General features: G+C 71.5%; 14 protein-coding genes. 8 read left to right on the forward strand and 6 right to left on the reverse strand.

Annotation, left to right across the window (positions count from 1 at the left end):
* The first annotated feature begins 611 nt into the window (after window positions 1-611).
* A complete protein-coding gene (locus tag AC5WAM_RS01965; RefSeq protein WP_495521299.1) occupies window positions 612-1,733 on the forward strand; it encodes a hypothetical protein in 1,122 nt (373 codons plus the stop codon).
* A 453-nt stretch (window positions 1,734-2,186) separates the two neighbouring features.
* Here the strand turns inward: AC5WAM_RS01965 and AC5WAM_RS01970 are convergent, their stop codons facing one another.
* Together AC5WAM_RS01970 and AC5WAM_RS01975 are read right to left on the reverse strand one after the other, a co-directional pair.
* Window positions 2,187-2,381 carry a ferredoxin gene (locus AC5WAM_RS01970; RefSeq protein ID WP_495521300.1) on the reverse strand — a complete coding sequence of 65 codons (195 nt, stop codon included), beginning with the start codon at window positions 2,379-2,381 and terminating at the stop codon, window positions 2,187-2,189.
* Complete coding sequence (locus AC5WAM_RS01975) at window positions 2,381-3,607, reverse strand: cytochrome P450 (protein WP_495521301.1); 1,227 nt, start codon at window positions 3,605-3,607, stop codon at window positions 2,381-2,383. Before AC5WAM_RS01975 ends, AC5WAM_RS01970 begins: the two co-directional genes overlap by 1 nt.
* Window positions 3,608-3,949: 342 nt before the next feature.
* Here AC5WAM_RS01975 and AC5WAM_RS01980 point away from each other — a divergent pair, with 342 nt between their 5' ends.
* Window positions 3,950-4,198: a chaplin gene (locus tag AC5WAM_RS01980; RefSeq protein ID WP_495521302.1), complete on the forward strand. Its 249-nt coding sequence runs from the start codon at window positions 3,950-3,952 to the stop codon at window positions 4,196-4,198.
* A 3-nt stretch (window positions 4,199-4,201) separates the two neighbouring features.
* Here the strand turns inward: AC5WAM_RS01980 and AC5WAM_RS01985 are convergent, their stop codons facing one another.
* A complete protein-coding gene (locus AC5WAM_RS01985; protein ID WP_399620538.1) occupies window positions 4,202-4,735 on the reverse strand; it encodes a GNAT family N-acetyltransferase in 534 nt (177 codons plus the stop codon).
* Window positions 4,736-4,824: 89 nt separating this feature from the next.
* Complete coding sequence (locus tag AC5WAM_RS01990; protein WP_495521303.1) at window positions 4,825-7,089, reverse strand: ATP-binding cassette domain-containing protein; 2,265 nt, start codon at window positions 7,087-7,089, stop codon at window positions 4,825-4,827.
* 257 nt (window positions 7,090-7,346) lie between these two features.
* Between AC5WAM_RS01990 and AC5WAM_RS01995 the strand changes: the two genes are divergently transcribed.
* Entirely contained in the window at window positions 7,347-7,721 is a 375-nt protein-coding gene (locus AC5WAM_RS01995; protein ID WP_495521304.1) for a hypothetical protein, read from the forward strand.
* Between the two features lie 83 nt (window positions 7,722-7,804).
* Window positions 7,805-8,218, forward strand: a complete 414-nt coding sequence (locus tag AC5WAM_RS02000; RefSeq protein ID WP_495521305.1) for a peptidase inhibitor family I36 protein — start codon at window positions 7,805-7,807, stop codon at window positions 8,216-8,218.
* A gap of 59 nt (window positions 8,219-8,277) precedes the next feature.
* On the opposite strand, the gene AC5WAM_RS02005 is transcribed toward AC5WAM_RS02000, so the two are convergent.
* Window positions 8,278-9,414 carry an MFS transporter gene (locus AC5WAM_RS02005; RefSeq protein WP_495521306.1) on the reverse strand — a complete coding sequence of 379 codons (1,137 nt, stop codon included), beginning with the start codon at window positions 9,412-9,414 and terminating at the stop codon, window positions 8,278-8,280.
* Between the two features lie 187 nt (window positions 9,415-9,601).
* A complete protein-coding gene (locus AC5WAM_RS02010) occupies window positions 9,602-9,811 on the reverse strand; it encodes a DUF2180 family protein (RefSeq protein ID WP_138965361.1) in 210 nt (69 codons plus the stop codon).
* Between the two features lie 270 nt (window positions 9,812-10,081).
* On the opposite strand from AC5WAM_RS02010, the gene AC5WAM_RS02015 reads away from it, so the two are divergent.
* The 4 genes from AC5WAM_RS02015 to AC5WAM_RS02030 all read left to right on the forward strand — a co-directional run bounded on the left by AC5WAM_RS02015 (window position 10,082) and on the right by AC5WAM_RS02030 (window position 12,188).
* Window positions 10,082-10,522 (forward strand): Fur family transcriptional regulator, encoded by a 441-nt coding sequence (locus AC5WAM_RS02015; protein ID WP_366794617.1) that lies wholly within the window; start codon window positions 10,082-10,084, stop codon window positions 10,520-10,522.
* A gap of 153 nt (window positions 10,523-10,675) precedes the next feature.
* Window positions 10,676-11,008, forward strand: a complete 333-nt coding sequence (locus tag AC5WAM_RS02020; RefSeq protein WP_495521307.1) for a hypothetical protein — start codon at window positions 10,676-10,678, stop codon at window positions 11,006-11,008.
* Between the two features lie 344 nt (window positions 11,009-11,352).
* Window positions 11,353-11,733 carry an RNHCP domain-containing protein gene (locus AC5WAM_RS02025; protein WP_366794615.1) on the forward strand — a complete coding sequence of 127 codons (381 nt, stop codon included), beginning with the start codon at window positions 11,353-11,355 and terminating at the stop codon, window positions 11,731-11,733.
* A gap of 26 nt (window positions 11,734-11,759) precedes the next feature.
* Complete coding sequence (locus tag AC5WAM_RS02030; protein WP_366794614.1) at window positions 11,760-12,188, forward strand: RNHCP domain-containing protein; 429 nt, start codon at window positions 11,760-11,762, stop codon at window positions 12,186-12,188.
* The last annotated feature ends 42 nt before the right edge of the window (window positions 12,189-12,230 follow it).

Below are 12,230 nucleotides of genomic sequence, written 5' to 3' on the forward strand. Positions count from 1 at the left end.
CCGCATGACCGGCCACCGGCTCCGGCTCCGGGAGGCCGGCAAGCTCCGCGCTCGCATCGGTGCGGTCTGCCGCTCCACCGACTCCGCGATTGGCGGGTCGACTCGGCTCGGGGCGCGGGCGCGGCACCCGGGGGCAGGACCCGCACCGTGCGCACCACCAAGGTGCCGGGCCCTCGTTGGTCGCGGCGATGATCCGCGCGGTGATCAGGCGGAGCTGGGCGGCTTGGGCCAGAGGGTCTGGGCGCAGATCCAGCTGCCCGGTCTCCGGGTGGAACGCGGCGCCGCGACGCGGTGGGGAAGCTGCGGGGCGACGACCGCGGCGATGTCCGGTCAGGCCAGTCCAGGACGCCGCCGACGGCCGGGAGATCCCAGGCCCGGTCGACCGTCAGGCCCTGGAGCACGGCGGCTAACCCGGACGGCTCCCGCCCGTCACGCGGCACGGCCCCGGGCCTGGAGGTGCTGGGGGCAGGCCTCGCCGCTGGGCCCGCCCCGTCGCTCCGCTCAGGGCTGCCGAAGACATCCCGCCTGCCACGCTGCTACACGTGGCCAGTGGCGTTGTCAGTGCCGGGTCGCATACTGCCTTCCAATGAAGAGCGGACAAGGGGGCAGCTGTGCGGACGGTGTACGACGGTGAACTGAGAGTCCACTACGGGCAGTTCTACGTGGAGAGCCGCCTCTACATCTCGCGCGAGGAGGAGATCGCGCACTGCGCCGGTCAGAGCAACGGGCTGTGCGGGGCCGCCAGCCCCGGCAACCTGTTCCTGACCACGGGTCTGCACACAGGCCGTGTGGGCCTGACGGTGGAGGTCCACGAGACTGAGCCGCCCCTGGATGACCAGTGGGAGGAGATCGTCGAGGTCTCCTTCCGCCCGGCGTCCGCGGAGACCGCCGTCGTGCCGTGGGGCGACGGCGCGATCTGCTCGCTCGATCTGCCCGTCACCGACCACCGGGTCCGCTACTGCGGACGAGGCATGGATGTCACCCCGGACGACGAACTCTCCGTCCTGGAGGGCGGCCCTGTCATCGATCACTACCTGCTGCAGTTCTGGCCGGCCAAACCCGCCGCGGACCAGGTAGTCAAGCAGACGACGCGGAGCGCCGCCTACTGGCATGACCACGCCCGCACCCTGCCGCCCCCGCCCGGACCCGAGAAACGCGCCGAGGCCGAGCGCCTTCGACGCGAAGCGGAAGAGACTCTCGTCCGTGAAGCGGAGCGGCAGGCAAAAGCAGACGACTGGGGCGAGCGGGCGCCAAGCCCGACGCTGCGTGCGGTCGGCGGCAACAAATGGGGCCTCATTTCCCTGGACCGGGACCTGGCGGACGCTGTGGACAGCGCCGATGCGGCCACCCAACGAGCCATCGCCCGGTGGGCCGTCAGCTACGCCATGGCCAGGGCCGAGCTCGATACGTTCTCCACCTTCGCGCGCGCCCTCCAGGCCCTGCGGGTCGGCGAGGAATTACCAGTCCCCCTCAGCGACCGGACCCAGGCCTGGGAATGGTTCTTCGCCCAGAAGAACCTCCCGCGCACCTTCATACGCCCTCTTCACGATTCCGAGGGCGAGGTGTTGCAGCAGGCCATAGCGATGATCACGCTGTTCGCCGCCGCACAGGAGGACCCGCTGCGCGCCGCCCTGGACGCCCTGTTCGCGGCCGCCGCCACCTACGGCACCGCCTACCCACATCTCCTGGCAGCCGCGCGCGACGCATTCCCCGACCTGAACTGGCCATCCTGAGACGGTGCTCGCTCCCGCCGTCAGCCACCGGCTCCGGGCAGCGTGCTCACGAGAACCCCCTCCCCACAGCCAGGTCTCGGAGCGTGCCGCCACGGCCGCGACGCGGTCGGGCAGCTGTGGGGCGACGGCGGACGCGGTAGCAGCCTGCTTCGCAGCCGCCCCTGGCCTCGAACCACCAGCCGCACCACTCGACGGCCCAACAGCCACCTCACGTACACCTACGCCGCGGGAACAAGAGCACAACGCGTGCACACCCCCACGGGAACTCCCAAGGCGTGCCAGGTAGAGGCGGGACGTCCTCTTTCACCGACAGGCGCCCCGGAGCCGCCGAACCGCCAGGTCAGAGCCTCGGCAGCAGCCGGGTGAGCGAGAACCAATTGTTCCCGACGGCCCCGGCAGGCGCCGACCCCGCGCGAAGGGGCGGGGACCGCTACCGGTCCCCGCCCGTGTGCGTCACTCGCTCTCAAGGGTGATGGCCTGCACCGGACAGGCGCGTGCCGCCTCCTTCAGCATCGGGTCGTCCGCTCCGTCGGCGCTCTCGGGCAGCAGCGCGCTGAAGCCGTCGTCGTCCTGGGTGAAGACGCCGGGGGCGGTCAGGACGCACTGGCCCGCGCCGATGCAGCGGTCCGTGTCGATCGTGATCCGCATCAGCCGCGCCCCCAGCTGACGGGCAGTTCGATGAGGCCCTGGATGGTGTCGCCGGGCTTGATCGGGACCTCGTCCGGCGGGACGGCGAGCCGCAGGTCGGGGACCCGGGCGAGGAGGGAGGTGAAGGCGATCTCCAGTTCCAGGCGGGCGAGGTTCTGCCCGAGGCACTGGTGGATGCCGAAGCCGAAGGCCAGGTGGTGGCGGGCGCTTCTGCGGACGTCGAGGTCGTCCGGTTCGGGGTAGACGGCGGCGTCGCGGTTGATGGCCGAGGCGGCGAGGAAGACGCCCTCGCCCGCGCGGATGGTCTGCCCGGCCACCTCGATGTCGGCGGTGGCGACCCGCTGGAGCGCGTCGGCGATCGACAGGAAGCGCAGGAGTTCCTCCACCGCGTCGCGGACCAGCTCCGGCTCCGCGCGCAGGGCGTCGAGCTGTTCCGGGTGTTCGAGGAGGGTGAAGGTGCCGAGCGAGATCATGTTGGCGGTCGTCTCGTGCCCGGCCACCAGCAGGATCAGCGCGATCCGCGCCAGTTCCTCGCGGTCGACCTCGCCGGTGTGCAGCCGTTCCCGGACGAGGTCGTCGAGCAGGCCCTCGGTGGGCTCCGCCGCGTCCGCGGGGCGGCTCCCGGCGGCGCGGCTCTTGTGGTCGACCAGCCCCACGAGGTAGTCCATGAGGTCCAGGCGCGCCTCCTCGGCCTCGTCGGCCGTCTTGCCGCGCAGCAGGCGGCGCGAGGCCTCTTCGAAGAAGTCGTGGTCGGCGTACGGCACGCCGAGGAGCTCGCAGATCACCATGGACGGCACCGGAAGGGCGAACGCGGACACCAGGTCCACGGGCGGGCCCTGTTCGAGCATGGCGTCGAGGAGCTGGTCGACGAGGTGCTGGATGCGGGGCCGCATCGCCGCCACCCGTTTCACGCCGAACGGCGGTATGAGCATGCGGCGCTGTCTGTTGTGTTCGGGGTCGTCCACGCCGAGGAGCGCGGTCCGCACGCGGCGCGAGATCTCGAAGCGGGGGGCGATGGAGGGAAAGGCCGGATTCTGCCGGTTCGCGGAGAGCCGGTCGTCGGTGAGCAGCGCCTGGGCCTCGGCGTGCCCGGTGACGACCCAGGCCTCGGTGTGGTCGTAGAGGGTGATGCGGCTGAGCGGGCCCTGTTCGCTCAGCGGGCGGTAGCCGGCGGGCGGGTGGTAGGGACAGGTACGGTCCTGAGGAAAGGGAGCTGCTTGCGTCATGCTGTCTCCGGTTTCGGACGGGCGTGCAGGTCTGCCGGTCCCCCGAGGCGTTCCGCTCCCCACTACATGCCCTCTACAGCGATTTCGATGACGTGTGGTTCGGCCAACTTCGTCGCGCATGTCCCCCACCGTGATGATGAAGGCCGAAAACAGTGCCTTGCGGAGCCGCGCGATCCCGCCCCCACCCCCTCACCATCGATCGACTCCGGGCCCGGACGCCGCGTTCGGCCAACCGAATTGGCTGGTTGTCGCTGTTCATTCCATCGGACTACCAGGACTTTCTCCCGTACCGCACGGCGGCGAGGCTCGGGAGGAACCATTCCTTCGCACCAGGAGGTACCCATGCGCACTCGCCTGCTTCTCGCCTCGGCCGCACTCGCCGTGACGACGCTGGTCGGCGGCGCCACCTCGGCCGCCGCCGACGCCGACGCCGACGGCACGGTGGAGAACTCGCCCGGCGTTCTGAGCGGCAACCTCGTCCAAGTGCCGGTCGACATCCCCGTGAACCTCTGCGGCAACACCGTGAACGTCGTGGGCGTGCTCAACCCCGCCACGGGCAACGAGTGCTCGGACGGCTCCGGCGGGCGCTAGCTCCTACCGCGGCGCGGCGAGGCCCTTGAGGTCGCGGACGTACCAGTTGTGGCACGTCCCGTCCGCCTCCCGGACCTGCTTCATGTACGTGAAGCCCGCGCGCCGCGCCACCGCTTCCGACGCGGCGTTGGCGGGGTCGACCCGGATCACGCCGACGCGTGCGCCCTCGGTCGCCGTGTAGCGGCAGACCAGGTCGACCGCGCGGGTCGCGAGCCCCCGGCCCCGCCAGGCGGGGTAGAGCCCGTAGGCGATGTTGGCCGCGCCGGGGGCGAGGCCCGGGACGGTGAGCCGTACGTCGATGGTGCCCGCGAGGGTCAGCTCGTCACCGGCGCGCACGCCGAAGGCGCGCAGCGTCCCCTCGTCGGCCCACTGGTCCTGGCAGTGGCGCACGTACTCCTCCGTGCTCGCCCGGGTGCTGGGCTCGCCGTTGAGCCAGCGCACGAGGAGGTCGTCCTCGCCCGCCAGATGCGCGTCGACGTCCTCAAGGGTCAAGGGGGACAGGGTGACCACGCCGTCCGACAGCTCGATGTTTCGCACGGGGCGACTGTCGCCCTCCGCCGCCGCAAGGGCAAGCGAATATCGCGGGCGTGCCGTGGGGCGCGGGGCCCGCGCCCCACGGCACGGGTTCAGGAGGCCACGTACTCCCGCAGGTGACGCGCCGTCAGCGTGTCGGCGTCCGCCACTAGTTCGGCGGGCGTGCCGGTGAACACCACCTCGCCGCCGTCGTGTCCGCCGCCCGGGCCGAGGTCGATGATCCAGTCGGCGTGGGCCATGACCGCCTGATGGTGTTCGATGACGACCACCGAATTGCCGTCGTCGACGAGCCGGTCGAGGAGCGCGAGCAGTTTGTCCACGTCGGCGAGGTGCAGTCCGGTCGTCGGCTCGTCCAGGACGTACGTGGACGACTTCTCGGCCATGTGGAGGGCGAGCTTGAGGCGCTGCCGCTCGCCTCCGGAGAGGGTGTTGAGCGGCTGGCCGAGGCGCAGATAGCTCAGCCCGACGTCATCGAGGCGGCCGAGGATGGTGTGCGCCTGGCCCGACGGGAAGAAGGCGTACGCCTCCGCGACCGACATGCCGAGCACCTCGCTGATGTTCTTGCCGCGCAGCGTGTACGTCAGGACCTCGGGCGTGAACCGCTTGCCCGCGCACGCCTCGCACACCGAGGCGACCTGGGCCATCATCGCGAGGTCGGTGTAGACGAGGCCGATGCCGTTGCACTTCGGGCAGGCGCCTTCGGAGTTGGCGCTGAACAGCGCCGCCTTGACGCCGTTGGCCTTGGCGAAGGCGGCGCGGATGGGGCCGAGGAGGTTCGTGTACGTCGCCGGGTTCGAGCGGCGCGAGCCCCGTATCGGCGCCTGGTCGGCGACCACGACCCCGTCCTGCCCCGACAGATAGCCGTGGATCAGGGTGCTCTTGCCGGAGCCCGCGACGCCGGTGACCACGGTGAGCACCCCGAGCGGCACGTCGACCGTCACGTCCTTGAGGTTGTGCCGGTCGGCCCCCTTGATGGAGAGGTGCCCCTGGGGCGTACGGACGCGCGTGCGCAGCGCGGCGCGGTGACCGAGGTGTCGTCCGGTGAGCGTGCCGGACGCGCGCAGGCCCGCGACGTCGCCGGTGTAGCAGATCTCGCCGCCCGCCTCCCCCGCGCCGGGGCCGAGGTCCACGACGTGGTCGGCGATCGCGACGACCTCCGGCTTGTGCTCGACGACGAGCACGGTGTTGCCCTTGTCGCGCAGCCGCAGCAGCAGGCCGTTCATGCGCTGGATGTCGTGCGGGTGCAGGCCGATGGTCGGCTCGTCGAACACGTACGTCACGTCGGTGATGCTGGAGCCGAGGTGGCGCACCATCTTCACGCGCTGCGCCTCGCCGCCGGACAGCGTGCCCGAGGGCCGGTCCAGACTGAGGTAGCCGAGGCCGATCTCCACGAGGGAGTCGAGCAGGTCCCGCAGCCCGGCGAGCAACGGCGCCACGCCGGGCGCGTCGATGCCGCGGACGAACGCCGCCAGGTCGCTGATCTGCATCGCCGAACACTCGGCGATGTTCAGTCCGCCCACCTTCGAGGCGAGTGCGGCCCGGGTGAGGCGGCTGCCCTCGCAGAGCGGGCAGCGGGCGAAGACGACCGCCCGCTCGACGAAGCTCCTGATGTGCGGCTGGAGCGACTCGCGGTCCTTCGCCAGCCAGCTCCGCTGCATCTTGGAGACGAGGCCTTCGTAGGTGAACCCGTTGGCGCCCACCTTCACCTTGACCGGCGCCTTGTGCAGGAGGTCGTCCCACTCCCGCGCGGTGAAGTCCCGCAGCTTCTTGTCGGGGTCGTGGAAGCCGGAGTTGACCATGATCTGCCAGCTCCAGGAGTCCACCGCGTAGTAGGGGACGGTGATGGCGCCCTCGTTCAGCGAGAGGTCGCGGTCCACCAGCTGGTCGACGTCGACGGTGGAGACCTCGCCGGTGCCCTCGCAGTCCGGGCACATGCCCTCGGGCAGATTGAAGCTGAAGGCCCCCGCGGTGCCGATGCCCGGCTGCCCGAGGCGGCTGAAGATGATGCGCAGCATCGTGTAGGCGTCCGTGGCGGTGCCCACCGTGGAGCGCGAGTTGGCGCCCATCCGCTCCTGGTCGACGACGATGGCCGCGCTGAGGTTGCGCAGCTCGTCGACGTCGGGGCGGCCGACGCTCGGCATGAACGACTGGATGAACGCGGCGTACGTCTCGTTGATGAGGCGCTGCGACTCGGCGGCGATCGTGCCGAAGACCAGTGAGGACTTCCCCGAGCCCGAGACTCCGGTGAAGACGGTCAAGCGCCGTTTCGGCAGGTCGAGGGAGACGTTCCGCAAGTTGTTCGCCCGCGCGCTGCGGACCTGGATCACGGTGTGGCTGTCTGCGGGGGTGACGTTCACGAGCGCTCCTCGCACGTTGGTTCGACCGGAAGGATCAGCGTACACCGTACCCAGTCGTACCGAAGGGCTCTTCGCCGCACCCTCTCGACCGGGGCCTTCGCCAAGGCATCACACCCCGCGTCCGAAGAAAGGCTTCTCCTCTCCCATAGGCCCACCATTCGGGTGAATGACCGCATGCCGCCCTCACGCCGGGGGCAGTCTGGCGGTGCCCGCCCACGAGCCTTGGGCAGGGATCCCCCAGCGACGCGAAGGTGTCCATGCTCCGCAAACTCGCCCTGTCGACCGCTGCCCTGGTCACCGCCCTCACCCCCGTGCTCGCGACGGCCCCCGCGTCAGCGGCCGGGCCCGGCGTCGAGCGGGGCCCCGGCGAAGTGTGCTTCTGGACCCAGCCGGGCCAGCACGGCACGGGCTTCTGCTACAGGCCTCCGGGCTACCGGGACCTGCCCGAGTCCCACCACGACAAGACCGCGTCGTTCCGCTCGGACACCAACCAGCACCTGTACGCGATCGACTGGGGGCGGCACACCTGCTACTACCGCCTGATCCGGCCGTACGACTACAGCGACAACTGGTCCTGGGGATCGCGGATCGACGGCGTGTCCGACAAGAACGAGGGCTGCGAGGCGGCCTGACCGGCCCCGCGCCCGCCCCGCGCCAGCCATCCCGGAACACCGAAGCAGTACCGGAGAAGCGAACAGAAAGGCCCCTCCCGCCCATGAGCACGAAGCTCGTCCCCTCCGCCTCCAAGACCCCCGCCAAGCGCGGCCTCTTCGCCGCCGTCGCGGCAGCCGCCCTGCTGATGACGGGCGGTCTGGTCGCGGCCGCGCCCGCCGGTGCCGCCGACTGTCCCAGCGGCGAGTTCTGTACCTGGGAGCACTCCGACTACAAGGGCCAGCGCGCCAACTGGTCCGGTGACGACGGCTGGTGGGAGAGCTGGATCGCCGATAATGACTCCTCCTGGGCCAACCACGGCATCTCGGGCCCCGGCATCAAGGACCACGTCAAGGTGTACTCGCGGGCCTACCAGGGCGGCCACATGACCATCTGCCTCACGCCGGGCCAGGAGGTCAACTACAACGGCGCGGCCAACGACGACGGCGACTCCCACACCTGGGCCATGAGCTGCTAGACCCCGCTCCACGGCGCGGGCCCGCTCCCCTTACCCGGGGCGCGGGCCCGTTCCCGCGTTCAGCGCGGGCGCACGTGTCCGCCGCGCCCGGCGAGCACACCGGTGACGGCCATCGGTACGGCGATGACGACCAGGCCGACCAGGCCCGCGGTCCAGTGCCCGGTCAGGTCCCGCACGGCACCGAAGAGCGTGGGCCCGACGGCGGCCACCAGATAGCCGACGCACTGCGACATCGCCGAGAGCAGCCCGGCCTCCTCGGTGGTGCGGGCCCGCATCGACATATAGGCGATGCCCAGGCTGAGGACGGCCCCGAGGCCGAGGCCGAGCAGCGCGGCCCACAGGGTGGCGGCGCCGGTCGGCGCGGCGGCCAGCCCGAGCAGCGCCACGGCGCACAGCGCGCTGCCGAGCACGGCCAGGTGGCTCTGCCGCCGGGAGCGCTGCGCGGCCACGGGCACCAGCAGGGACGTGAGCATCGCGAAGCCCATGCAGACGGCGAGCAGCACGCCGGCCCGGCCCTCTGAGCAGCCGTGGGAGATGAAGAAGGAGGGCAGCCAGGTGGTGGCCGTGTAGTAGACGAGGGACTGGAACGCGTAGAACAGGGCCACGGCCCAGGCGAGCCGGTCGCGCCACAGCGATCCGCCCGCGCCCGGGGCGGCGTGGGGGCGCCGCACGGGACCGCGGCGCAGGCGCGGCGCCCACACCAGCACCGCGACGAGCGCGAGGACGCCCCACAGGGCGAGCCCTCCGGACCAGTCGAGGCCGAGTCCGTCGCGCAGCGGTACGGTCGCGGCGGCCGCCACGGCGCCGCCGCCGACGAGCATCGCGGAGTGCAGGCCGGACATCAGGCCCACGTGGCGGTGGAAGTCGCGTTTGATCAGTGCCGTCACGACGACGTTGGCCACGGCCACGGCCGCGCCGATCAGGAAGGTCCCGGCGAACAGCGGGGGCAGCGCGGGCACGAGGCGCACGGCGGCTCCGGCCAGGAGGAGCAGGAGCACGGCGACGAGGGTGCGCTCCATACCGTGGCGGCGGGCGAGGCGGGGCGCGAGCGGGGCGAAGACTCCGAAGCAGATCAGCGGCAGCGTGGACAGGACGCCCGCGGCGCCGTTGGACAGGCCGGTGGCGTGCCGGATGTCGTCCAGGAGGGCCGAGACGGCCACGATGACGGGCCGCATGTTCAGGCCGACCAGGAGCACGGCCAGGGCGTACGGGAGCAGGCGGCTGGCCGGGGGCGCTGACGTTCCGGCTGCGGTTGCGGTTAAGGAGTCGGGTCCGGAGGACGTGGTGGCTCCGGGCTCGGCGGAAGAGTTCACGACGCACTTCCTCGAGGGTGACGGGGCGGACCGCCCGGCAGGTCGGGAGGTGACGGCTGGTCAGGCCAGGTCAGGCGGACCGCTCCGCCGCGTAGCACGTGTGGCAGACGACGCGGCGGCCCGGCAGGTCCCGCGTCGCCTTGCCCATGCCGCCGGCCTGGTGGAGGACGAGCGGTGTGACGTGGCCGTGGTCGGTGCAGACGACCAGGTGGCAGCGGCTGCAGATGCCGATGCCCGCGGTGTCGCTCCTGCCGTCGAGGGCGCAGTCGTAGCACTTCATGGGGGTCTCCGTCGGGGTCGCGCGCCGATGGCCGCCCGGTTCGGGGCAGAGAAGTCCCGGGAAACCGGGGGACGGTGCGTCGGAAGAGGGGTGGGGGTCGCGTGCGGCAGCGGCGGTCGCACGCCGAGCCGCGGGGGTGCTCGGCGGTCCGTTGCCGTACGAGACAGTAGCCCGCTAGTTTGGACAGAGTCAATTCTAGGATCGGATCTCGCCTAGGGTGCCCGGGGTGATCCCGTTAGACTTCCGGGACGGAACTGGGGGTGCATCGTCATGGAGCAGCGAGCGGCCGACCTGCTCAGGGCCAAGGGGCTGCGCAGCACGGCGCAGCGTCGCGCGGTGCTGACCGCCCTGCACGGCCACCCGCACTCCACGGCGGCCGAGCTGGAGAGCCGCATCGGCGTCAGCGGCGGCCGGGCGCCCTCCTCCGGAGGCCTGTCCCGGCAGGGTCTGTACAACGTCCTCGAGGACCTCGCGCGAGCGGCGCTGATCCGCTGCATCGAACCGGCGGGCTCCCCCACCCGTTACGAACTCCGCGTCGGGGACAACCACCACCATCTGGTCTGCCGGTCCTGCGGCCGCATCGAGGACGTCGACTGCAGCGTCGGCCACGCCCCCTGCCTGGAGCCCGGGGACGACCGCGGCTTCGCAGTCGACGAGGCGGAGATCATCTGGTGGGGCCTGTGCGCGGACTGCCGACCGGCCCGCGGGTGACGCGGAGCCCCCTCTTCAGCGCTGCCCCCTCCATCGCCGCCCTTCCCGCCTGAACCGGGAACCTTTCCCGGTCCACCCCCGGCACTGCCCCCTATTGCTCGGGATCCTCCCGGCAGCACGCTCTAGAGGCTGTCAGAACAGGGAGGAAACGGCATGAAACCCTCGATCCGCAGGCTCACCACCGTCGGTACCGCGCTCGCCGCCGCCGTGCTGCTCATGGCACCCACCGCCTCCGCCGTCAAACCCGGCGAGACGTTCCGCTACGGCGACCTGGACTGCACCGCCGCGGCGGACCTGAACAAGAACGGCTCGCTGAGCTGTACCGGCACCATGAACGTCACCTGGCGGGCCCAGGTCAAGTGCAAGGCGGGCTTCACGTACTACGGCACGTGGCAGAACAACGCCCAGGGCGGCACCAAGGAGTCCAAGACCGAATCCAAGTGCGTCTTCGCCGTCGACGACGTCATCATCGACCCCATCGTCTGAAGCATCGGCCCCGTCCGGCCCGCATCCGACCGGCCCGCATCCGACCGGCCCGCATCCGACCGGCCCGCATCCGTCCGGCCCGATATTCGATGGCGCACGCCACCGCGCCGTCGCTAGCCTGGCGTTCGCACTGTTGATCGCCGACTGGGCCGTGCGCCCGTAGAGAGGGGTGTCTTGATGCCCCGGGTCGCGCCGAGCGCGCCTCGCCACACCGTCTGACCGTCCGCTTCGCCGCCGCCACGTCCGCGCGGCGGCCGGACACCGGTCGTCGGTGCCTTCCTTCGCCGAAGCCGCTCGGCCTGCTCTTGCTGTCGTTTCCCTTCCCTCAGCAAGGAGTATCCCGGGTGTCCCACACCACCGGAGCTCGTCAGAGCGACGCCCACAACACCCTCAGGATCGGCACGTTCACCTGTGCCTGGTGCGGACTCACCGTGTCCGCCACCGCCGACGGCGTCCCGCGCGACCACTGCCCGTCGTGCCTGCACTCGCAGCACGTCGTCGACCACGTCGAGGGCGGCCCGAGCGGGTGCCGGGGGCGGATGACCCCGATAGCCATCGCCGTCCTGCGGACCGGCGACTGGCGGGTCATCCACCGCTGCGTGCGCTGCGACGAGCTCACGTCGAGCCCCGTCCGCACGGACGACAACCAGCTCATCCTGATGCGCATGGCGGTGCGGCCACTGGCCCAACCGCCCTTCCCGCTCGAAGCGTTCGGCACCCTGTGAGCCGGGCCGAGGGGAAGGACACCACCATGCCGCGACGCAACCGCACCCGCGAGCCGTCATCGGCGCGCCGCCGCCCGCAACGGCACAAGGACGTCCTGCACGGTCGGGGCGGCCACCGCGCCCACGACTTCCGGTGCGTCGAGTGCCGTCTCGACGTACCCCTGGACGCGCCGGGCACCGGGCACCGCAACCACTGCCCGCACTGCCTGGCCAGCCTGCACGTCGACCACCGCGTGCCCGGCGACCGGGCCTCGCCCTGCCGCGGCCGCATGGCGGCGCTGACCATGACCGCGCGTCCGGACGGCGAGTGGATGCTCATCCACGAGTGCCTGACGTGCGGCGAGCTCAGCGCCAACCGTGTCGCGGGTGACGACAACGCACTCGCCCTGGTGCGGCTGGCCCTCAAGCCGCTCCAGGACACCGGGGTCGCTCGCCGGACGCTGCTCACCCTGTGACGACCGGGGCCGCCGTGGCGTCACGGCGGCCCCGCCGCCCCA

It is taken from the genome of Streptomyces sp. JLYT201 (genome assembly GCF_059448825.1).